This is a genomic window from Streptomyces sp. NPDC031474 (assembly GCF_055581185.1).
The window spans coordinates 42,397-64,849 of the sequence record NZ_JBVIJX010000024.1 but is presented as its reverse complement, the minus strand read 5'-3'; the positions used below and the strand labels follow the sequence as shown (position 1 = coordinate 64,849).

At 66.9% G+C, this 22,453-nt stretch carries 17 protein-coding genes; 14 read left to right on the top strand and 3 right to left on the bottom strand.

What is annotated here, in order from left to right; all coding sequences use genetic code 11:
- Nucleotides 1-144: 144 nt before the first annotated feature.
- The 8 genes from rplK to ACZ5SK_RS39940 all read left to right on the top strand — a co-directional run bounded on the left by rplK (nt 145) and on the right by ACZ5SK_RS39940 (nt 12,774).
- Entirely contained in the window at nt 145-579 is a 435-nt protein-coding gene (gene rplK, locus ACZ5SK_RS39975; RefSeq protein ID WP_019072313.1) for a 50S ribosomal protein L11, read from the top strand.
- 83 nt (nt 580-662) lie between these two features.
- Nucleotides 663-1,388 carry a 50S ribosomal protein L1 gene (gene rplA / locus ACZ5SK_RS39970; RefSeq protein ID WP_334577836.1) on the top strand — a complete coding sequence of 242 codons (726 nt, stop codon included), beginning with the start codon at nt 663-665 and terminating at the stop codon, nt 1,386-1,388.
- Nucleotides 1,389-1,519: 131 nt separating this feature from the next.
- Nucleotides 1,520-2,455, top strand: a complete 936-nt coding sequence (locus tag ACZ5SK_RS39965; protein ID WP_334577835.1) for an SCO4651 family lipoprotein — start codon at nt 1,520-1,522, stop codon at nt 2,453-2,455.
- A 92-nt stretch (nt 2,456-2,547) separates the two neighbouring features.
- Complete coding sequence (locus ACZ5SK_RS39960; RefSeq protein WP_334577834.1) at nt 2,548-3,369, top strand: SCO4651 family lipoprotein; 822 nt, start codon at nt 2,548-2,550, stop codon at nt 3,367-3,369.
- A gap of 295 nt (nt 3,370-3,664) precedes the next feature.
- Nucleotides 3,665-4,195, top strand: a complete 531-nt coding sequence (gene rplJ, locus ACZ5SK_RS39955) for a 50S ribosomal protein L10 (protein ID WP_079660430.1) — start codon at nt 3,665-3,667, stop codon at nt 4,193-4,195.
- Between the two features lie 127 nt (nt 4,196-4,322).
- A complete protein-coding gene (rplL, locus tag ACZ5SK_RS39950; RefSeq protein WP_079660429.1) occupies nt 4,323-4,703 on the top strand; it encodes a 50S ribosomal protein L7/L12 in 381 nt (126 codons plus the stop codon).
- A gap of 575 nt (nt 4,704-5,278) precedes the next feature.
- Nucleotides 5,279-8,764 (top strand): DNA-directed RNA polymerase subunit beta, encoded by a 3,486-nt coding sequence (rpoB, locus tag ACZ5SK_RS39945; protein WP_334577833.1) that lies wholly within the window; start codon nt 5,279-5,281, stop codon nt 8,762-8,764.
- A gap of 110 nt (nt 8,765-8,874) precedes the next feature.
- The gene (locus tag ACZ5SK_RS39940; RefSeq protein WP_319673709.1) at nt 8,875-12,774 is read left to right on the top strand and encodes a DNA-directed RNA polymerase subunit beta'; all 3,900 of its coding nucleotides are present in this window, start codon (nt 8,875-8,877) and stop codon (nt 12,772-12,774) included.
- Nucleotides 12,775-12,875: 101 nt separating this feature from the next.
- On the opposite strand, the gene ACZ5SK_RS39935 is transcribed toward ACZ5SK_RS39940, so the two are convergent.
- Nucleotides 12,876-14,153 (bottom strand): hypothetical protein, encoded by a 1,278-nt coding sequence (locus ACZ5SK_RS39935; RefSeq protein ID WP_334577832.1) that lies wholly within the window; start codon nt 14,151-14,153, stop codon nt 12,876-12,878.
- Between the two features lie 146 nt (nt 14,154-14,299).
- Between ACZ5SK_RS39935 and ACZ5SK_RS39930 the strand changes: the two genes are divergently transcribed.
- The 5 genes from ACZ5SK_RS39930 to tuf all read left to right on the top strand — a co-directional run bounded on the left by ACZ5SK_RS39930 (nt 14,300) and on the right by tuf (nt 19,945).
- Entirely contained in the window at nt 14,300-15,319 is a 1,020-nt protein-coding gene (locus ACZ5SK_RS39930) for a glycosyltransferase family 2 protein (protein ID WP_334577831.1), read from the top strand.
- A 256-nt stretch (nt 15,320-15,575) separates the two neighbouring features.
- Nucleotides 15,576-15,947, top strand: a complete 372-nt coding sequence (rpsL, locus tag ACZ5SK_RS39925) for a 30S ribosomal protein S12 (RefSeq protein ID WP_003948652.1) — start codon at nt 15,576-15,578, stop codon at nt 15,945-15,947.
- Between the two features lie 3 nt (nt 15,948-15,950).
- Complete coding sequence (gene rpsG / locus ACZ5SK_RS39920; RefSeq protein WP_189712345.1) at nt 15,951-16,421, top strand: 30S ribosomal protein S7; 471 nt, start codon at nt 15,951-15,953, stop codon at nt 16,419-16,421.
- Between the two features lie 39 nt (nt 16,422-16,460).
- Complete coding sequence (gene fusA, locus ACZ5SK_RS39915) at nt 16,461-18,587, top strand: elongation factor G (RefSeq protein ID WP_334577830.1); 2,127 nt, start codon at nt 16,461-16,463, stop codon at nt 18,585-18,587.
- A gap of 164 nt (nt 18,588-18,751) precedes the next feature.
- Entirely contained in the window at nt 18,752-19,945 is a 1,194-nt protein-coding gene (tuf, locus tag ACZ5SK_RS39910) for an elongation factor Tu (protein WP_334577829.1), read from the top strand.
- A 109-nt stretch (nt 19,946-20,054) separates the two neighbouring features.
- On the opposite strand, the gene ACZ5SK_RS39905 is transcribed toward tuf, so the two are convergent.
- Nucleotides 20,055-20,522: a hypothetical protein gene (locus ACZ5SK_RS39905; RefSeq protein WP_334577828.1), complete on the bottom strand. Its 468-nt coding sequence runs from the start codon at nt 20,520-20,522 to the stop codon at nt 20,055-20,057.
- 178 nt (nt 20,523-20,700) lie between these two features.
- On the opposite strand from ACZ5SK_RS39905, the gene ACZ5SK_RS39900 reads away from it, so the two are divergent.
- The gene (locus ACZ5SK_RS39900) at nt 20,701-21,831 is read left to right on the top strand and encodes an acyltransferase family protein (protein ID WP_334581206.1); all 1,131 of its coding nucleotides are present in this window, start codon (nt 20,701-20,703) and stop codon (nt 21,829-21,831) included.
- Here the strand turns inward: ACZ5SK_RS39900 and ACZ5SK_RS39895 are convergent.
- A complete protein-coding gene (locus tag ACZ5SK_RS39895; protein ID WP_334577826.1) occupies nt 21,819-22,412 on the bottom strand; it encodes a Uma2 family endonuclease in 594 nt (197 codons plus the stop codon). The genes ACZ5SK_RS39900 and ACZ5SK_RS39895 overlap by 13 nt on opposite strands.
- Nucleotides 22,413-22,453 lie beyond the last annotated feature (41 nt).

Genomic DNA, 22,453 nt, shown 5'->3' with positions numbered 1-22,453 from the left:
ACCAGGTCAGGCGGGCTGCCTCAGCTTGCCTGACCTGCTCGGTTTTTGGCCGCGCATCTATACCCGTTATCGTTGTGCGGTATGCCTGCGTTCGGTTGGTTCCCTGGCGCGGGCATGGACCCGAATGAAAGGACCCGGAGAGCAATGCCTCCCAAGAAGAAGAAGGTCACGGGGCTCATCAAGCTCCAGATCAACGCCGGTGCGGCGAACCCGGCCCCGCCGGTCGGCCCCGCGCTCGGTCAGCACGGCGTCAACATCATGGAGTTCTGCAAGGCCTACAACGCCGCGACCGAGTCGCAGCGTGGCTGGGTGATCCCGGTTGAGATCACGGTCTACGAGGACCGTTCCTTCACCTTCGTCACCAAGACGCCGCCGGCCGCGAAGATGATCCTCAAGGCCGCCGGTGTCGAGAAGGGCTCGGGCGAGCCGCACAAGACCAAGGTCGCCAAGATCACCCAGGCGCAGGTCCGTGAGATCGCCACGACCAAGCTGCCCGACCTGAACGCCAACGACCTGGACGCCGCGTCGAAGATCATCGCCGGCACCGCCCGTTCCATGGGCATCACCGTCGAGGGCTGACCTCACCCCCCCCGTACCAAGCAGACGTGTGGAAGGGCCTGCTCGGCCCGTACCACGACTCCTCAGAATCACCAGGAGCAGTAGTGAGCAAGCGCAGCAAGTCTCTCCGCGCTGCGGACGCCAAGATCGACCGGGAGAAGCTGTACGCCCCGCTCGAGGCCGTCCGTCTCGCCAAGGAGACCTCCACGAGCAAGTTCGACGGCACCGTCGAGGTCGCCTTCCGCCTGGGTGTCGACCCGCGCAAGGCCGACCAGATGGTCCGTGGCACCGTGAACCTGCCGCACGGCACCGGCAAGACCGCCCGGGTCCTGGTCTTCGCGACCGGTGACCGTGCTGCGGCCGCGGAGGCCGCGGGCGCCGACATCGTCGGCTCCGACGAACTGATCGACGAGGTCGCGAAGGGCCGCCTGGACTTCGACGCCGTCGTCGCCACCCCGGACCTCATGGGCAAGGTCGGCCGCCTCGGCCGCGTGCTCGGTCCGCGTGGTCTGATGCCGAACCCGAAGACCGGCACCGTCACCCCCGACGTGGCCAAGGCCGTCACGGAGATCAAGGGCGGCAAGATCGAGTTCCGCGTCGACAAGCACTCGAACCTGCACTTCATCATCGGCAAGTCGTCCTTCGACGACACCCAGCTGGTGGAGAACTACGGCGCGGCCCTGGAGGAGATCCTCCGTCTGAAGCCGTCCGCCGCCAAGGGTCGCTACATCAAGAAGGCCGCTCTCAGCACCACGATCGGCCCCGGCATCCAGCTCGACCCGAACCGCACCCGCAACCTCCTCGTCGAGGAGGACCCGGCCGCGGTCTGAACCTGACGGTTCGCCCTGAGTCGGCGACGAGCCCCGCAACCTTTCGAGGTGCGGGGCTCGTCCCTTTCGCCGTACGGGTGTCAGTGCTGTGCGTTAGCGTGCAGTCACGGGAATCCTTGGGGGTGGGGCGAGTGAAGCGTGCGACCGTGCGCCGGGCGAGTCTGTCGATCGTTGCGATGACGCTGTTCGCGGGGGTGGCCGCCTGCAGCTCCGGCGGTTCGGGCGGGTCCGCGAGCTCCGCAAGCCCCGGCGGCTCCGCCAGGGGCGGCAACGGCGGCGAGGACGGCAGCCCGCGGCTCAGCCCCATAGCGGCCCTGCGCACCGCCGAGAAGTCCACCGACGGCGCCGACTCCGCCAAGGTCGAGTCGACCACCACGATGGGCTCGGTGATGTCGATGACCGCCGACGGCGCCCTCGGCTGGGGCGACGGCCTCACCGGCACCCTCACCATCACCTACACCGGCGGCACCATGGCCGACACCATGCGGCAGATGGGCACCACGTCGATGGAGGCCCGCTATCTGCCCGACGCCTACTACGCCAGGATGGGCGACACCTTCGCCACCCAGGCCGGCGGCCGGCACTGGATCAAGTACGCCTACGACGACCTGGAGAGCCTCGGCGGCAGCTCCGGTGCGTATCTGAAGGACCAGATGCAGAACACCACCCCCAACCAGTCGGTGAAGCTTCTGCTGGCCTCCGGGGACGTGCGGGAGGTCGGCGAGGAGAAGGTGCGAGGGCAGCACACCACGCACTACTCGGGGACCCTCGCTGTGGCCGACCTCGCCGAGAAGAACTCCAGCCTCACCCGCAGCCAGCTCGACGACCTGCGCAAGACGCTGCAACAGGCAGGCGTCACCACCGAGACCGTCGACATCTGGGTCGACGACCGGGACCTGCTGGTCAAGAAGATCGAGAAGGGCGAGACCACGGCGGGCGCCTACTCCCAGACCGCGTACTACAGCGACTACGGCACCAAGGTCTCCGCCCGGACGCCCCCGGCCAGCGACACCGCCGACTTCACGGAGCTGGTGAAGCAGCAGAAGGGAACAGGCGTCGGCTCGTAATTCACGAGACCTCCCCGACCCCTCCGGGATACCTTCACGGTCTTGCTGTGCATCGACCGTGTGTTCTCTGTATGGGGTTCTGGGGGAAATGAATGAGATCTTCCGTAGGCGTCCTCGGGCTGTCCGCGCTGCTCGTCGCCGGATGCGCGGCCGCGGGCGGCACGGACAGCGGCGGTGACTCGGGGGCCGCGGCCGCCGTCACCCGCGCCGCGAAGAAGGCGGAGCAGCCCGTCTCCCTGCGCTACCGCATGACCGGCCGGACACCGGAGGAGGGCCGGATCAAGGCCGAGGCCGCCATCGGCGTCAAGCCGCCGGCCATGAGCCTGAAATCCACCGTGCTCAGCGGGCCGGACCAGGGCACGGGCGAGTACCGGATGGTCGACGGAGCCCTGTACGTGGGCACCGACGAGGCCAACGAGGACGGCAAGCACTGGGTCAAGTTCGGTGCGCCGGGCAAGTCCGGCACACCGAGCGGCATCAAGGTCGACACCGGCACGGCGGCCGACAAGGTCCGCGACAACCCCTCCCACGAGAGCGGCTTCCTCACCGCGGCCGACGACCTGAAGAAGGCCGGCGCCGAGACCGTCGAGGGCGTCCGAACCACCCACTACACGGGCACGGCCGCCATCGACGAGATCCGCGCCGCCCACAAGGGCGACGCCGCCGCCGTCCGGCAGCGGACCGAGAAGAGTCTCGCGCAGTACGAGAAGCTGGGTGTCGACGAGCTCACCATGGACCTGTGGGTCGACGCCGACGACCGCACGCGGCAGCTGCGCATGCAGGGCATGGGGCGGCACGGCCAGCTCGACCTCACCATCACGTTCCTCGACATCGGCAAGCCCGTGACCGTGAAGGCGCCGCCCGCCTCCGACACCGTCGACATGGCCAAGGAGCTGAAGGAGGCCCGCGGCTGAGCCGGAAGAGGGCCCGTCCGGGCGGATTTGCCTCACCGAGACCCGTTCACGTAGTCTTCCCCAGAAGCCAAAGACCGCTGGTCGTTGCCGTGCTCTCGGACAGAGGGGGCGGTGGCCGAAGGATCCGCTGCAACGCGGACGACCCGCGCAGGTGTCAGTGGATGTGCTCCCGGACCGAACTCCTTCCATGGAATTCGTTCGGTCGAGCTACGCCCCGTGCGCCTGCGCCGGGGCGTTTCGTCTGTCACAGCCCCTTCTGAGCGGTCCTCATCACCCGGAAGGAGGCCGACGCTCTATGGCAAGGCCCGACAAGGCTGCCGCGGTAGCCGAGCTGACGGAGTCGTTCCGCAGCTCGAACGCCGCCGTGCTGACCGAGTACCGGGGTCTCACCGTGGCGCAGCTCAAGACGCTGCGTCGTTCGCTCGGTGAGAACGCCCAGTACGCCGTGGTGAAGAACACGCTGACCAAGATTGCGGCCAACGAGGCCGGGATCAACACGCTCGACGACCTGTTCAACGGTCCGACGGCGGTCGCCTTCATCACCGGTGACCCGGTGGAGTCGGCGAAGGGTCTTCGTGACTTCGCCAAGGACAACCCGAACCTCGTCATCAAGGGCGGTGTCCTTGACGGCAAGGCGCTGTCCGCCGACGAGATCAAGAAGCTTGCGGACCTCGAGTCCCGCGAGGTTCTGCTCAGCAAGCTGGCGGGTGCCTTCAAGGGCAAGCAGTCTCAGGCTGCTCAGCTCTTCCAGGCGCTTCCCTCGAAGCTCGTCCGCACCGTGGACGCTCTTCGCGCCAAGCAGGCCGAGCAGGGCGGTGCCGAGTAATTCGGCTCCCGAAATGACCGTCGTCTTCCGGCAGTCCGCCTGAAGCAGCGGTCGTTAGCGGGCCGAACGTACGCCCGCCAGACATGTACACACCGGCACCAGCCGAATTAGTGGAAGGAAAGCCGTCATGGCTCTCACCCAGGACGAACTGCTCGCCGAGTTCGAGGGCATGACCCTCATCCAGCTCTCCGAGTTCGTGAAGGCGTTCGAGGAGAAGTTCGACGTCACCGCCGCCGCCGCGGTCGCCGTCGCGGGCCCCGCCGCCCCGGGCGCCCCGGTCGAGGCCGCTGAGGAGCAGGACGAGTTCGACGTCGTCCTCACCGGCGCCGGCGAGAAGAAGATCCAGGTCATCAAGGTCGTGCGTGAGCTGACCTCCCTGGGTCTGAAGGAGGCCAAGGACCTCGTGGACGGCGCCCCGAAGCCCGTTCTCGAGAAGGTCGCCAAGGAGGCCGCTGAGAAGGCCGCCGAGTCCCTCAAGGCCGCCGGCGCCTCGGTCGAGGTCAAGTAACACCCCACGGTCGGCGACGACCGTACGCGAAGGCTGAATCAGTCCCTCTGGGGCTGTAACGCCGACGCACCGAAGAGCGATCATCCATCTGGGTGGTCGCTCTTCGTCGTTCCTGGGGGCGCGGCCACGGTTACCTCACACCCCTGTGAGCGGGGGGTATGGTGATCTTCGTCGTGTCTCCGAGCGCCCCGGTCAGCGCAGGGGGGCCTTGACGAACCGCACGCAGCGCGCAATTCTCAGGACGCGTCGTCACAAGGATCCGAATCCGAGGCATGGATCGGCGACGAAGAGGGCAGTATCACCGTGCGTTGAGGACGAGCAGACCGAGGGCGTTGAGAACTACGAGGGTCTCGAAGAACCCGCACTGGACATCAGTGTGCCAAGTGGCTACACTGACCCTTTGCGCTGCCTGTTAGCTGTCCCCTGCCCGTCACCAGGGGCATGCCCTCCCTTGGGCCCGGACGACCAGACCTTCCTGACCTGGCCCTTTTCGCCAGATCCGGAAAGCTGTCTCCGTGCACAGGAGAGGGGCCGGTACGCGCGTAGTGAGTCCGAGCCCTCGGAAGGACCCCCTCTTGGCCGCCTCGCGCAACGCCTCGACCGCGAATACGAACAACGCTGCCAGCACCGCCCCGCTGCGCATCTCCTTTGCAAAGATCAAGGAGCCCCTCGAGGTTCCCAACCTGCTCGCGTTGCAGACCGAGAGCTTTGACTGGCTGCTCGGGAACACCGCCTGGCAGAGTCGGGTCGAGGCGGCTCTGGAGTCGGGTCAGGACGTCCCCACGAAGTCCGGTCTGGAGGAGATCTTCGAGGAGATCTCCCCGATCGAGGACTTCTCCGGGTCGATGTCGCTGACCTTCCGCGACCACCGTTTCGAGCCGCCTAAGAACAGCATCGACGAGTGCAAGGACCGTGACTTCACGTACGCGGCCCCGCTCTTCGTGACGGCCGAGTTCACGAACAACGAGACCGGCGAGATCAAGTCCCAGACGGTCTTCATGGGCGACTTCCCGCTCATGACGAACAAGGGCACCTTCGTCATCAACGGCACCGAGCGTGTCGTGGTGTCCCAGCTGGTTCGTTCGCCGGGTGTCTACTTCGACTCCTCCATCGACAAGACGTCCGACAAGGACATCTTCTCCGCCAAGATCATCCCCTCCCGGGGTGCCTGGCTGGAGATGGAGATCGACAAGCGCGACATGGTCGGTGTGCGCATCGACCGCAAGCGCAAGCAGTCCGTCACCGTCCTCCTGAAGGCTCTCGGCTGGACCACCGAGCAGATCCTCGAGGAGTTCGGCGAGTACGAGTCCATGCGCGCCACCCTGGAGAAGGACCACACCCAGGGCCAGGACGACGCGCTGCTCGACATCTACCGCAAGCTGCGTCCGGGCGAGCCCCCCACGCGTGAGGCCGCGCAGACGCTGCTCGAGAACCTCTACTTCAACCCCAAGCGCTACGACCTCGCGAAGGTCGGCCGCTACAAGGTCAACAAGAAGCTGGGTGCGGACGCTCCGCTGGACGCGGGCGTCCTGACCGTCGAGGACGTCATCTCGACGATCAAGTACCTGGTCAAGCTGCACGCCGGCGAGACCGAGACGGCTGCGGACAACGGCCAGACGATCGTCGTCGAGACCGACGACATCGACCACTTCGGCAACCGTCGTCTGCGCAGCGTCGGCGAGCTCATCCAGAACCAGGTCCGTACGGGTCTGGCGCGTATGGAGCGAGTCGTCCGCGAGCGGATGACGACCCAGGACGTCGAGGCGATCACGCCGCAGACCCTGATCAACATCCGGCCGGTCGTCGCCTCCATCAAGGAGTTCTTCGGCACCAGCCAGCTGTCGCAGTTCATGGACCAGAACAACCCGCTGTCGGGTCTCACCCACAAGCGCCGCCTGTCGGCGCTCGGCCCGGGTGGTCTCTCCCGTGAGCGGGCCGGCTTCGAGGTCCGTGACGTGCACCCGTCCCACTACGGACGCATGTGCCCGATCGAGACCCCCGAAGGCCCGAACATCGGCCTGATCGGTTCGCTCGCCTCCTACGGCCGCGTCAACGCGTTCGGTTTCGTGGAGACGCCGTACCGCAAGGTCGTCGACGGCCAGGTCACCGACGAGGTCGACTACCTGACGGCCGACGAGGAGGACCGCTACGTCATCGCGCAGGCCAACGCCACGCTGAACGACGACATGCAGTTCACCGAGGCCCGCGTCCTGGTCCGCCGCCGTGGCGGCGAGGTCGACTACGTCGCCGGTGACGACGTGGACTACATGGACGTCTCGCCGCGCCAGATGGTGTCGGTCGCGACCGCCATGATCCCGTTCCTCGAGCACGACGACGCCAACCGTGCCCTGATGGGCGCGAACATGATGCGTCAGGCCGTGCCGCTCATCAAGAGCGAGTCCCCGCTCGTCGGCACCGGCATGGAGTACCGCTCCGCCGTCGACGCCGGCGACGTGGTCAAGGCCGAGAAGGCGGGTGTGGTCCAGGAGGTCTCCGCGGACTACATCACCACCACCAACGACGACGGCACGTACATCACGTACCGCCTGGCCAAGTTCGCCCGCTCCAACCAGGGCACCTCGGTCAACCAGAAGGTCATCGTCAACGAGGGCGACCGGATCATCGAGGGCCAGGTCCTGGCCGACGGTCCGGCCACCGAGAACGGCGAGATGGCGCTGGGCAAGAACCTGCTCGTGGCGTTCATGCCGTGGGAGGGTCACAACTACGAGGACGCGATCATCCTGTCGCAGCGCCTCGTGCAGGACGACGTCCTCTCCTCGATCCACATCGAGGAGCACGAGGTCGACGCCCGTGACACCAAGCTCGGCCCCGAGGAGATCACCCGGGACATCCCGAACGTCTCCGAGGAGGTCCTCGCCGACCTCGACGAGCGCGGCATCATCCGCATCGGCGCCGAGGTCGTCGCCGGTGACATCCTGGTCGGCAAGGTCACGCCCAAGGGCGAGACCGAGCTGACCCCGGAGGAGCGCCTGCTGCGCGCGATCTTCGGTGAGAAGGCCCGTGAGGTCCGTGACACCTCGCTGAAGGTGCCGCACGGCGAGATCGGCAAGGTCATCGGCGTCCGCGTCTTCGACCGTGAAGAGGGCGACGAGCTGCCGCCGGGCGTGAACCAGCTGGTTCGTGTCTACGTGGCGCAGAAGCGCAAGATCACGGACGGTGACAAGCTCGCCGGCCGTCACGGCAACAAGGGCGTCATCTCCAAGATCCTGCCCATCGAGGACATGCCGTTCCTCGAGGACGGGACTCCGGTCGACATCATCCTCAACCCGCTGGGTGTGCCGTCCCGAATGAACCCGGGACAGGTGCTGGAGATCCACCTCGGCTGGCTCGCCAGCCGCGGCTGGGACGTCTCCGGGCTCGGCGAGGAGTGGGCGCAGCGTCTGCAGGTGATCGGCGCCGACGCGGTCGCCCCCGGCACCAACGTCGCCACCCCGGTCTTCGACGGCGCGCGTGAGGACGAGCTGGCGGGTCTGCTGCAGCACACCATCCCGAACCGCGACGGCGAGCGCATGGTGCAGCCGACCGGTAAGGCGCGGCTGTTCGACGGCCGCTCCGGTGAGCCGTTCCCGGACCCGATCTCCATCGGCTACATGTACATCCTGAAGCTGCACCACCTGGTCGACGACAAGCTGCACGCCCGTTCGACCGGTCCGTACTCGATGATCACCCAGCAGCCGCTGGGTGGTAAGGCGCAGTTCGGCGGTCAGCGCTTCGGTGAGATGGAGGTGTGGGCGCTGGAGGCATACGGCGCCGCGTACGCCCTCCAGGAGCTCCTGACCATCAAGTCCGACGACGTGACCGGCCGCGTGAAGGTCTACGAGGCCATCGTCAAGGGCGAGAACATCCCCGAGCCCGGCATCCCCGAGTCCTTCAAGGTGCTCATCAAGGAGATGCAGTCTCTCTGCCTGAACGTGGAGGTGCTGTCCAGCGACGGTATGTCCATCGAGATGCGTGACACCGACGAGGACGTCTTCCGCGCGGCGGAGGAGCTCGGCATCGACCTGTCCCGGCGCGAGCCGAGCAGCGTCGAAGAGGTCTGACGGGAGTCCGGTCCGGAGGTTCAGCGATGAAGATCCCTGAGCCTCTGGCCGGCCCCGGGACCCCCGTATCAGACCCCAAGACTTACAACCCTGAGAGGGATTGACGCATAGTGCTCGACGTCAACTTCTTCGACGAGCTCCGGATCGGCCTGGCCACCGCGGACGACATCCGTCAGTGGAGCCACGGCGAGGTCAAGAAGCCCGAGACGATCAACTACCGCACGCTCAAGCCGGAAAAGGACGGACTCTTCTGCGAGAAGATCTTCGGTCCGACCCGGGACTGGGAGTGCTACTGCGGCAAGTACAAGCGTGTCCGGTTCAAGGGCATCATCTGCGAGCGCTGCGGCGTCGAGGTCACTCGCGCCAAGGTGCGTCGTGAGCGGATGGGCCACATCGAGCTGGCCGCCCCCGTCACGCACATCTGGTACTTCAAGGGCGTTCCGTCGCGCCTCGGCTACCTGCTCGACCTCGCCCCGAAGGACCTCGAGAAGGTCATCTACTTCGCGGCGTACATGATCACGTTCGTCGACGACGAGCGCCGTACGCGTGACCTGCCCTCGCTGGAGGCGCACGTCTCCGTCGAGCGTCAGCAGATCGAGAACCGTCGCGACGCCGACCTCGAGGCCCGCGCCAAGAAGCTCGAGACCGACCTGGCCGAGCTGGAGGCCGAGGGCGCCAAGGCCGACGTGCGCCGCAAGGTGCGCGAAGGCGCCGAGCGGGAGATGAAGCAGCTGCGCGACCGTGCGCAGCGCGAGATCGACCGTCTCGACGAGGTGTGGACCCGCTTCAAGAACCTCAAGGTCCAGGACCTGGAGGGCGACGAGCTCCTCTACCGCGAGCTGCGTGACCGCTTCGGCACGTACTTCGACGGTTCGATGGGCGCCGCGGCGCTTCAGAAGCGCCTGGAGTCCTTCGACCTGGACGAGGAGGCCGAGCGCCTCCGCGAGATCATCCGTACCGGCAAGGGCCAGAAGAAGACCCGTGCGCTCAAGCGCCTGAAGGTCGTCTCCGCGTTCCTGCAGACCAGCAACAGCCCCAAGGGCATGGTGCTCGACTGCGTGCCGGTCATCCCGCCGGACCTTCGCCCGATGGTGCAGCTGGACGGTGGCCGCTTCGCGACCTCCGACCTGAACGACCTGTACCGCCGTGTGATCAACCGCAACAACCGCCTGAAGCGCCTTCTCGACCTCGGTGCGCCCGAGATCATCGTGAACAACGAGAAGCGCATGCTCCAGGAGGCCGTGGACGCGCTGTTCGACAACGGCCGTCGTGGCCGTCCGGTCACCGGTCCCGGCAACCGCCCGCTGAAGTCCCTCAGCGACATGCTGAAGGGCAAGCAGGGTCGATTCCGTCAGAACCTGCTCGGCAAGCGTGTGGACTACTCCGCGCGTTCCGTGATCGTCGTCGGTCCGCAGCTGAAGCTGCACCAGTGCGGTCTGCCGAAGGCGATGGCGCTGGAGCTGTTCAAGCCGTTCGTGATGAAGCGCCTGGTCGACCTGAACCACGCGCAGAACATCAAGAGCGCCAAGCGCATGGTGGAGCGCGGCCGCACCGTTGTGTACGACGTCCTCGAAGAGGTCATCGCCGAGCACCCGGTGCTGCTCAACCGTGCTCCCACCCTGCACCGCCTCGGCATCCAGGCCTTCGAGCCGCAGCTGGTCGAGGGCAAGGCCATCCAGATCCACCCGCTCGTCTGCACCGCGTTCAACGCGGACTTCGACGGTGACCAGATGGCCGTCCACCTGCCGCTCTCCGCGGAGGCGCAGGCCGAGGCCCGCATCCTGATGCTGTCCTCGAACAACATCCTCAAGCCCGCCGACGGCCGTCCGGTGACGATGCCGACCCAGGACATGGTCCTCGGTCTGTTCTTCCTCACCACCGACGGCGAGCTGCGTGACACCAAGGGCGAGGGCCGGTCGTTCGGCTCCACGGCCGAGGCGATCATGGCGTTCGACGCCGGTGAGCTCGCGCTGCAGTCGCCGATCGACATCCGCTTCCCGGTGGGCACCATCCCGCCGCGTGGCTGGACGCCGCCGGTGCGCGAGGAGGGCGAGCCCGAGTGGCAGCAGGGGGACACCTTCCGCCTGCGCACCACTTTGGGCCGCGCGCTCTTCAACGAGCTGCTGCCCGAGGACTACCCGTTCGTCGACTACTCGGTGGGCAAGAAGCAGCTCTCCGAGATCGTCAACGACCTGGCCGAGCGCTACCCCAAGGTCATCGTGGCGGCGACGCTCGACAACCTGAAGGCGGCCGGCTTCTACTGGGCGACCCGTTCCGGTGTCACCGTGGCCATCTCCGACGTCGTCGTTCCCGAGGCGAAGAAGGAGATCGTCAAGGGCTACGAGGCGCAGGACGAGAAGGTCCAGAAGCAGTACGAGCGCGGTCTGATCACCAAGGAAGAGCGCACGCAGGAGCTCATCGCGATCTGGACCAAGGCGACCAACGAGGTCGCCGAGGCGATGAACGCGAACTTCCCCAAGACCAACCCCATCTTCATGATGGTTGACTCGGGTGCCCGAGGAAACATGATGCAGATGCGGCAGATCGCCGGTATGCGCGGTCTGGTGTCGAACGCGAAGAACGAGACCATCCCGCGTCCGATCAAGGCGTCCTTCCGTGAGGGCCTGTCGGTGCTGGAGTACTTCATCTCCACGCACGGCGCCCGTAAGGGTCTGGCGGACACCGCCCTGCGTACCGCCGACTCGGGTTACCTGACCCGTCGTCTGGTGGACGTCTCGCAGGACGTCATCATCCGCGAGGAGGACTGCGGCACCGAGCGCGGTCTGAAGCTGAAGATCGCGGTCCGCGGCGAGGACGGCGTCCTGCGCAAGACGGACGACGTCGAGACCAGCGTCTACGCCCGCATGCTCGCCGAGGACGTCGTCATCGACGGCAAGGTGATCGCGCCGGCCAACGTGGACTTGGGCGACGTGCTCATCGACCAGCTCGTGCGCCACGGCGTCGAGGAGGTCAAGACCCGCTCGATCCTGACCTGTGAGTCGCAGGTCGGCACGTGTGCCATGTGCTACGGCCGCTCGCTGGCCACCGGCAAGCTGGTCGACATCGGTGAGGCGGTCGGCATCATCGCCGCCCAGTCCATCGGTGAGCCCGGCACCCAGCTGACGATGCGTACCTTCCACACCGGTGGTGTGGCCGGTGACGACATCACCCAGGGTCTGCCGCGTGTCGTCGAGCTCTTCGAGGCCCGTACCCCGAAGGGTGTCGCCCCGATCTCCGAGGCCTCCGGCCGCGTGCGGATCGAGGAGACCGAGAAGACCAAGAAGATCGTCATCACGCCGGACGACGGCAGCGACGAGACGGCGTTCCCGATCTCGAAGCGCGCCCGTCTTCTGGTCAGCGAGGGCGAGCACGTCGAGGTGGGCCAGAAGCTCACCGTGGGTGCCACCAACCCGCACGACGTGCTGCGCATCCTGGGTCAGCGTGCCGTCCAGGTCCACCTGGTCGGCGAGGTCCAGAAGGTGTACAACTCGCAGGGTGTGTCGATCCACGACAAGCACATCGAGATCATCATCCGGCAGATGCTGCGCCGTGTGACGATCATCGAGTCCGGCGACGCCGAGCTGCTGCCCGGCGAGCTCGTCGAGCGCTCGAAGTTCGAGGTCGAGAACCGTCGTGTGGTCCAGGAGGGCGGTCACCCGGCCTCCGGTCGCCCGCAGCTCATGGGTATCACCAAGGCCTCGCTGGCGACGGAATCCTGGCTGTCGGCCGCCTCCTTCCAGGAGACGACCCGAGTCCTGACGGACGCGGCGATCAACGCCAAGTCCGACAGCCTCATCGGCCTCAAGGAGAACGTCATCATCGGTAAGCTCATCCCGGCCGGTACGGGTCTGTCCCGCTACCGCAACATCCGGGTCGAGCCGACCGAGGAGGCCAAGGCCGCGATGTACTCGGCCGTCGGCTACGACGACATCGACTACTCGCCGTTCGGCACGGGCTCCGGCCAGGCCGTTCCGCTGGAGGACTACGACTACGGTCCGTACAACCAGTAAGCGGTGAGCGATCGCCAGAAGGGCGCCCACTCCGTCTCGTACGGGGTGGGCGCCCTTCGGCGTTCCTACGGAATTTCCGGCTTCTAGGGAACTTCCGGCTTCTACGGGATGCCGAGTTCGAAGATCACGTAGTGCGCGTACCAGCCCGACGCGATGGACGCCGTCGCGAAGAACACCGCCAGGCTCGGCCACTTCAGCCGGCTCAGGGCCGCCGCCGGGGCCAGCAGCAGGGGGAAGGCCGGGAGCAGGTAGCGGCCCGTGTTGCCGAACATCTGCTGGGTGCCCAGCACGGTGATCACGCTCGCCAGCGTGTACGCGACCAGCACCAGCGGCGGCCTCTTGCGCAGCATCAGCGCGATCAGGAAGGGCAGCGCCAGGACGATCTGAACGGCCAGCAGGTCGGGGACCGTGAACGCGAACAGGTAGTCGTGGCGGCCGACGGCCGTGTTGCGCAGCACGTCGAGGGTGTAGGCGCCGAAGTCGAAGTAGTGCGCCCACCCCTCGCGCTGGAGCGTGAAGTACGCGGTGAGGTCGCCCATGCTGAGGCCGACCCAGGTGATGTAGGTGAGCAGGCCGAGCGGCGCGGCGATCATCGCGTAGACGGGACCGGAGATCCCGTGCTCGCGCCTGCTGTCGCGCCGGGCGAGGGTCACGATCGCGGCCAGCCCGACGGCGCCGATGAGCGCGGCGGAGGTCGGCCGGTTGAGTCCGGCGAGGAAGGCGAGGAGCCCGGCGGCCACCCAGCGGCCCTTCATCACGCAGTAGCAGCACCAGGCCGCTATGGCGACGAACACCGACTCCGAGTAGAGCGCCCACTCCACGCCCGCGCCGGGCGCCACCGCCCACAGTCCGGCCGCGATGGTGCCCGCCCGCACCCCGGCGAGCGTCGAGACGACGGCGTAGATGCCGGCGGCGGCGAGGAAGGAGGCCAGGACGGACACGAGGATCCCGGAGCCGTAGAGGCCCAGTCCTGTGATCTCGGACACGCCTCGGATCAGGCCCGGGTAGAGCGGGAAGAAGGCGACCGAGTCCTGCTTGACCGTGAACAGGCCGCCCGGATCGAGCCGTTGGAGCGGCTTGGGGTCGTAGCCCTTCTCGGCGACCTGTAGGTACCACCAGCCGTCCCAGGTGGCGAGGACGTCCCACCAGTGGGCGCCGCCGCCGAAGCGCGGGTTCTTCTTCTGGTACTCGCCGGCCCACTCCAGGAGCCAGGCGAACACGGTCAGCCCGACGAGCTTCATCGTGCCGTAGAGGAGCAGCGGGGCGAGGTACGGTCGTACCCCGTCCGGCAGGGTGAGGCGGCGGAGCCTCGAGAGCCGCTCCTCTCGCCCGCCGGGCACGGCGGAGCCCGTCGCCGTGTCCTTGGAAGCCGTGCTCATGGCTGGGGTCCCCCCTCGGCCGATCGCCGGACACCAGGGCGAGGCGGCAGAGCTGTCCGGTTGATCGTGAAGTCTGGTCATAAGAATGTGGTCATAAGATCGCGCAACAGAGTCGCACATGTGCGCCACAGGTTGGGGGAGGACGGGTGACCGAAGCGCGAACCGCCGAGGACACGGCGACCGTGTTGTCGGTCGTCATACCCATGTACAACGAGGAAGAGGTCCTTCCGGCGCTGGTCAGTCGGTTGCGACCGGTCCTTGCGGGTCTCGGCGTCCGCTACGAGGTCGTCGCGGTGGACGACGGCAGCGCCGACCGCACGGCCGAGCTGCTCGCCGCCTTCCGGCTTGGCTGGCCGGAACTGCGCATCATCGGTCTGCGCCGCAACTCCGGCCACCAGGCGGCCCTCACCGCCGGCCTCGACCGGGCGCTCGGCGCGTACGTCGTCAGCATCGACGCCGACCTCCAGGACCCGCCCGAGAAGATCGCCGACATGCTCGCCCTGGCCCGCGCCGAGAACCTCGACATCGTCTACGGCATCCGCGCGGACCGGGCCAGCGACACCGGCTTCAAGCGGTGGACGGCGGGCCTGTACTACCGTCTCGTGCGCCGGCTCGCGGGGGAGGACGTCCCGGCCCAGGCCGGTGACTTCAGGCTGCTGAGCAGGGCCGCGGTGGACGCCCTGAAGGCCCTGCCCGACCAGCAGCGCGTCTACCGGCTCCTGGTGCCCTGGCTGGGCTTCCCCAGCGGTGAGGTCACCTATGAGCGCGCGCCGCGGCCGGCGGGCGAGAGCAAGTACCCCCTGGGCCGGATGATCCGGCTGGCCGTCGACAGCGTCACCGGGTTCTCCGCGGCCCCCCTGCGCATCGCCACCTGGCTGGGCGGCTTCGCCTTCCTGGTCTGCCTCGCGCTGATGGGCTACACCCTGACCGCCTACGCCCTGGGTCGCACCGTGCCCGGCTGGACGTCCCTGTTCATCGGCGTGATGTTCGTCGGCGCGGTCCAGCTGATCTGCGTGGGGCTGCTCGGCGAGTACGTCGGGCGCATCTACACGGCCGTACAGAACCGTCCGACGTACTTCGTCGGACGGGACACGGCGCAGGACGAGGCACAGGACGCGGCGCAGGGGAGCGATCCGCTACCACAGAGCCTGCGGCAGGGCTCGTAAACCTTCGGCGTGTCGGTGGCGGGGCCTTTGTTTTGACCGAAGTGAATGCGCTAGGTACGCTCAGACCTTGTGCCTGGGGTGTGCCCTGGCCCGTGTGCGTGTCTTCAACCGCACAGGGGTCTAACGAAGTGGCCACCGCGATCTGCGTCTCTTTCTGCCTCGCAGCGGAAATCCGCGGGTTCGACACACCCGACCGCGTGGGTCGGCGAAGTTCCAGGTTAGCTGTACAAATCGGCACACAGAAACCGGAGAAGTAGTGCCTACGATCCAGCAGCTGGTCCGTAAGGGCCGGCAGGACAAGGTCGAGAAGAACAAGACGCCCGCACTCGAGGGTTCCCCTCAGCGCCGCGGCGTCTGCACGCGTGTGTTCACGACCACCCCGAAGAAGCCGAACTCGGCCCTGCGTAAGGTCGCGCGTGTGCGTCTGACCAGCGGGATCGAGGTCACCGCTTACATTCCGGGTGAGGGACACAACCTGCAGGAGCACTCCATCGTGCTCGTGCGCGGTGGTCGTGTGAAGGACCTGCCGGGTGTTCGCTACAAGATCATCCGCGGCTCCCTCGACACCCAGGGTGTCAAGAACCGCAAGCAGGCCCGCAGCCGCTACGGCGCCAAGAAGGAGAAGTAAGAAATGCCTCGTAAGGGCCCTGCCCCGAAGCGCCCGGTCATCATCGACCCGGTCTACGGTTCTCCTCTTGTCACGTCGCTCATCAACAAGGTGCTGCTGAACGGCAAGCGCTCCACCGCCGAGCGCATCGTCTACGGCGCCATGGAGGGCCTGAAGGAGAAGACCGGCAACGACCCGGTCATCACCCTGAAGCGCGCTCTCGAGAACATCAAGCCGACCATCGAGGTCAAGTCCCGCCGTGTCGGTGGCGCGACCTACCAGGTTCCGGTCGAGGTCAAGCCGGGCCGCGCGAGCACCCTGGCGCTGCGCTGGCTCGTGGGCTACTCCCGCGCCCGTCGCGAGAAGACCATGACCGAACGCCTGCTCAACGAGCTTCTCGACGCGTCCAACGGCCTCGGCGCCGCTGTGAAGAAGCGTGAGGACACCCACAAGATGGCCGAGTCCAACAAGGCCTTCGCGCACTACCGCTGGTAGTCGCTACCCACATCGAGACCGAGAGAAGACGAAAGCCTTATGGCTACCACTTCACTTGACCTGGCCAAGGTCCGCAACATCGGGATCATGGCCCACATCGACGCGGGCAAGACGACCACCACCGAGCGGATCCTGTTCTACACCGGCGTCTCCTACAAGATCGGTGAGGTCCACGACGGCGCCGCGACCATGGACTGGATGGAGCAGGAGCAGGAGCGTGGCATCACGATCACCTCTGCTGCCACCACCTGTCACTGGCCGCTCGAGGACGTCGACCACACCATCAACATCATCGACACCCCGGGTCACGTCGACTTCACCGTCGAGGTAGAGCGTTCCCTGCGTGTGCTCGACGGTGCCGTGACGGTGTTCGACGGCGTTGCCGGCGTCGAGCCCCAGTCCGAGACGGTGTGGCGTCAGGCGGACCGCTACGGCGTCCCGCGCATCTGCTTCGTCAACAAGCTCGACCGGACCGGTGCCGAGTTCCACCGCTGTGTCGACATGATCAGCAGCCGCCTCGGCGCGACGCCGATCGTCATGCAGCTGCCGATCGGTGCCGAGGCCGACTTCAAGGGCGTCGTCGACCTGGTCACGATGAAGGCCTTCGTGTGGTCCGCCGAGGCGGAGAAGGGCGAGATGTACGACGTCGTCGACATCCCGGCCACCCACACCGAGGCTGCCGAGGAGTACCGCGGCAAGCTCGTCGAGACCGTCGCCGAGAACGACGACGAGATCATGGAGCTGTACCTGGAGGGCCAGGAGCCTTCCGTGGAGCAGCTGTACGCCGCGATCCGTCGTATCACCATCGCGTCCGGCAAGTCCGACGGCGTCACCGTCACCCCGGTGTTCTGTGGCACCGCGTTCAAGAACAAGGGCGTCCAGCCCCTGCTCGACGCGGTCGTGCGCTACCTGCCCTCCCCCCTGGACGTCGAGGCCATCGAGGGCCACGACGTGAAGGACCCGGAGGTCGTGGTCAAGCGCAAGCCGTCCGACGACGAGCCGCTGTCCGCGCTCGCGTTCAAGATCATGAGCGACCCGCACCTGGGCAAGCTCACCTTCGTCCGGGTCTACTCGGGCCGCCTGGTGTCCGGCACTGCCGTGCTGAACTCCGTCAAGGGCAAGAAGGAGCGCATCGGCAAGATCTACCGCATGCACGCGAACAAGCGTGAGGAGATCGAGGCGGTCGGCGCCGGCGACATCGTCGCCGTCATGGGTCTGAAGCAGACCACGACCGGTGAGACGCTGTGCGACGACAAGGCTCCCGTGATCCTGGAGTCCATGGACTTCCCGGCTCCGGTCATCCAGGTCGCCATCGAGCCCAAGTCGAAGGGCGACCAGGAGAAGCTGGGCATCGCGATCCAGCGCCTGGCCGAGGAGGACCCGTCGTTCCAGGTCCACTCGGACGAGGAGACCGGCCAGACCATCATCGGCGGCATGGGCGAACTGCACCTCGAGGTGCTGGTCGACCGTATGCGCCGTGAGTTCAAGGTCGAGGCCAACGTCGGCAAGCCGCAGGTCGCCTACCGCGAGACCATCCGCAAGGCGGTCGACCGGGTCGACTACACGCACAAGAAGCAGACTGGTGGTACCGGCCAGTTCGCCAAGGTGCAGATCGCGATCGAGCCGATCGAGGGCGGCGACGCCTCGTACGAGTTCGTGAACAAGGTGACCGGTGGTCGTATCCCGAAGGAGTACATCCCTTCGGTCGACGCCGGTGCGCAGGAGGCCATGCAGTTCGGCATCCTCGCCGGTTACGAGATGACCGGCGTGCGCGTCACCCTGCTCGACGGTGGTTACCACGAGGTGGACTCCTCCGAGCTCGCCTTCAAGATCGCCGGTTCGCAGGCCTTCAAGGAGGCCGCGCGCAAGGCCAGCCCCGTGCTGCTCGAGCCGATGATGGCCGTCGAGGTCACCACGCCCGAGGACTACATGGGCGAGGTCATCGGCGACATCAACTCCCGCCGTGGTCAGATCCAGGCCATGGAGGAGCGGGCCGGTGCCCGTGTCGTCAAGGGCCTGGTGCCCCTGTCGGAGATGTTCGGCTACGTCGGCGACCTCCGCAGCAAGACGTCGGGTCGCGCGAGCTACTCGATGCAGTTCGACTCCTACGCCGAGGTTCCCCGGAACGTCGCCGAGGAGATCATCGCGAAGGCCAAGGGCGAGTAACGCACCGCGTTCACACGCTTTAGGCTTGACTCCGGAGCCTCTGGGGCAACCACCCGCATTCGTCAAGGATCGTGGGTGTTTGCCCCGGGCCCGGGCTTTGACAGCAAAGATCACCTGGCGCCGATGAAGTAAGGCGTACCAGAACCACTCCCAGGAGGACCCCAGTGGCGAAGGCGAAGTTCGAGCGGACTAAGCCGCACGTCAACATCGGCACCATCGGTCACATCGACCACGGTAAGACGACCCTCACGGCCGCCATTACCAAGGTGCTGCACGACGCGTTCCCGGACCTGAACGAGGCATCGGCGTTCGACCAGATCGACAAGGCTCCCGAGGAGCGCCAGCGCGGTATCACCATCTCCATCGCGCACGTCGAGTACCAGACGGAGACGCGTCACTACGCGCACGTCGACTGCCCGGGTCACGCGGACTACATCAAGAACATGATCACGGGTGCCGCGCAGATGGACGGCGCGATCCTCGTGGTTGCCGCCACCGACGGCCCGATGCCGCAGACCAAGGAGCACGTGCTCCTGGCCCGCCAGGTCGGCGTTCCGTACATCGTCGTCGCCCTGAACAAGGCCGACATGGTGGACGACGAGGAGATCCTGGAGCTCGTCGAGCTCGAGGTCCGTGAGCTCCTCTCCGAGTACGAGTTCCCGGGCGACGACCTGCCGGTCGTCAAGGTCTCGGCGCTCAAGGCGCTCGAGGGCGACGCCGAGTGGGGCCAGAGCGTTCTGGACCTGATGGCCGCCGTCGACGAGTCGATCCCGACCCCCGAGCGTGACGTCGACAAGCCGTTCCTCATGCCCGTCGAGGACGTCTTCACGATCACCGGTCGCGGTACGGTCGTCACCGGCCGTATCGAGCGTGGTGTCCTGAAGGTCAACGAGACCGTTGACATCATCGGCATCAAGCAGGACAAGACCACCACCACGGTCACCGGTATCGAGATGTTCCGCAAGCTGCTCGACGAGGGCCAGGCCGGTGAGAACGTCGGTCTGCTGCTCCGTGGCATCAAGCGCGAGGACGTCGAGCGCGGCCAGGTCATCATCAAGCCCGGTTCGGTCACCCCGCACACCGAGTTCGAGGCCCAGGCCTACATCCTGTCGAAGGACGAGGGTGGTCGTCACACCCCCTTCTTCAACAACTACCGTCCGCAGTTCTACTTCCGTACGACGGACGTGACCGGCGTCGTGACCCTCCCCGAGGGCACCGAGATGGTCATGCCGGGTGACAACACCGAGATGAAGGTGGAGCTCATCCAGCCCGTCGCCATGGAAGAGGGCCTGAAGTTCGCCATCCGTGAGGGTGGCCGGACGGTCGGCGCCGGCCAGGTCACCAAGATCAACAAGTAAGTCTTGTTGTTCGACCTGGTAGCTCCAGCCTGAGCTGAGCACCTGAGAGGGCCCGTACGACTCCGGTCGTACGGGCCCTTTCGCCATGTGGCTGCGGGTTGCCGTGAGCTCAGATGCGCGCGAGCACCTGCCGGACGGGATGCCCGAGCGCCGCGCCGAGAGCGATCAGCTCCCCGTCGTCGAACGGCTCCCGGTCCGGATTCCACACGGCGATCTCGAACCGGGCGAAGCCGCAGGGACCGTCGTACTCCAGCGCGTCCAGCGTCTCGGCCGCCCCGCAGCAGGGGACCTTCACGGCGAGGCCGGCGAAGCCGTCGTCGCCGTGGGCTTCGAGGAGGTCCTGGTACCACTCGTCGGAGATCGTCGCACCGCACTGCGGGCAGCCGATCCGGACGAGGTTCTCGCCGCAGTCGACGGCCATGACGGCGTCGTACCAGTCGACGTCGATCTCGGAGTCGAAGCCGGCGTCGTCCTCCGGGACGAGCCGGGCGACGAGTGCGGCGGTGCGGTCGGCCGCGGCTTGGTCGGGCTGCCAGTGCGGGTCTGTCGGAATGACCGAGAGGACGTTGTCGCTCATGAGTTCACTCGAATCGTCGAAGTCGTCAAGGGTCGTAGTCGTCGGGTGAAGTGTCGGCGAAGCCTGCGCGACGGGCCGACGAGGGGTCGGTCAACCTTGCTCGGCGGGTGCGCGGAATGCTCACTTCTGCTCCCTGTGTGGTGATTGTGACGGCCGTAATGTCACGCGGGTGACTGGCCTGGCTCTCCCCTCGCCCGCCGTACAGCCGGAGCAGCGCCCCGGCACCCCCGGCCGGCGGCGGGAACGTCCCCGTCTGTACGCCGTCGACGGAATCCGCCTGCTGGCGGCGCTCATGGTGGCCCTCCACCACTACGCCGGCACCCGCCGCGCGAACATGCCGGACAACCTGATCTGGGACCGCCCGGTGTCGGACATCATGCCGACGGTCTTCCACGTGGCGGCCTACGGCTGGATCGGCGTCGAGATCTTCTTCGTGATCAGCGGCTTCGTGATCTGCATGTCCTGCTGGGGTCGCACGCCGAGGCAGTTCTTCGTGTCGCGGGTGATCCGCCTCTACCCGGCGTACTGGTTCGCGGTGCTGTTCACGACGGCCGTGCCGGCGGCGCTGCCGGGCGTGTGGGAGCAGCTGCGGGCGCGGGATGTCCTCCTGAACCTGACGATGCTGCAGTCGGGTTCGGGAGTGCGCAACGTCGACGGCGTGTACTGGACGCTCTGGTCGGAGCTCCGCTTCTATCTGCTGTTCCTGGCGGTCGTGTGGAGGGGCCTGACGTATCGCAGGGTGGTGGTGTTCTGCTGTGTGTGGGGTGCGGCGGCGATGCCGGCGCCGGTGGCGGACTTCCCGCTGCTGGATCTGCTGGCGGCCCCGGAGAGCGCCTGGTACTTCATCGCCGGCCTGGCCCTGTACCTGATGCACCGTTTCGGCCAGGACCTGCTGCTGTGGGGCATCCTCGGCATGGCCTGGCTGATGGCCCAGAAGGAGCTCGGCGACCGCATCGACGAGGTCGAGCACGTGTCCGGCTGGCGGGGGGCGGTGCTGGTCTTCACGGTCTTCCTGCTGGTGATGGTCGCGGTCGCGCTCGGCTGGACGGACCGCGTCCGGTGGCGGTGGCTGGTGACGGCCGGGAGCCTGACGTATCCCCTGTACCTCATGCACTACGCGGCGGGGACGGCGCTGATCAGCCGCCTGCGCGACGAGATGGACGCGCGGTTGCTGGTCGCGGTGGTCCTGGCCGGGTTCCTGCTGTTGAGCTGGGCGGCGCACCGGTTCGTGGAGCGGCCGGTGGCGGGGGCGGTGAAGCGGGGGCTGGAGGGGGCGTTCGTGCGGCTGCGCGCCGATCAGGCGGGGTAGCGGGGGAGGTCTTCGGTGGAGATCGTCCACTCCGCGATGGTGACGTCCTCGCCGTAGACGAAGTCCTTGCGGGTCGCGTAACGGGGGCCGTCGGGGGTGGGGTGGATGTCGGTGAGGACGGCGCCGGAGCCGGTGCGGGGGTCGAAGATCGCGTAGACGGGGATACCCATGAGGGGGTAGTCGCGCACCTTGCTGACCCAGTCGTTGTCAGGGTTGGAGCGGGAGACGATTTCGATGGCGGCGATGAGCGTTCGAGGGTCGAAGGTCCCTGGGACGTCCATGTCCGCCATGGCGATCACGATCACGTCGGGGCGCCGCAGAATGCGTTCGGCTCCGTCCTCGACATCGGGTTCGCCCGTGTGGGCCACGATCTCTTCCGGCATCCCCTTTTCGAGGCGCCTTCGAAGGTGCAGTGCGGTCAGCTCGTGCGGACCGACGGGCGCCATCATGTCGTGAACGATCCCTTCCTTGGTGACCTCGAATTTGCCGGGCAGGGTGTCTTCCACGGACTGCACGAAGTCCCGCAGGGCCCGGTACCGGTTGGAAGCGCTCTGCCGCGCGTCGTCCGGGGCGATGGTCATGGCGCTCGCTCCTCGTCTGTGCCCTGGGGCAAGGATCGTCG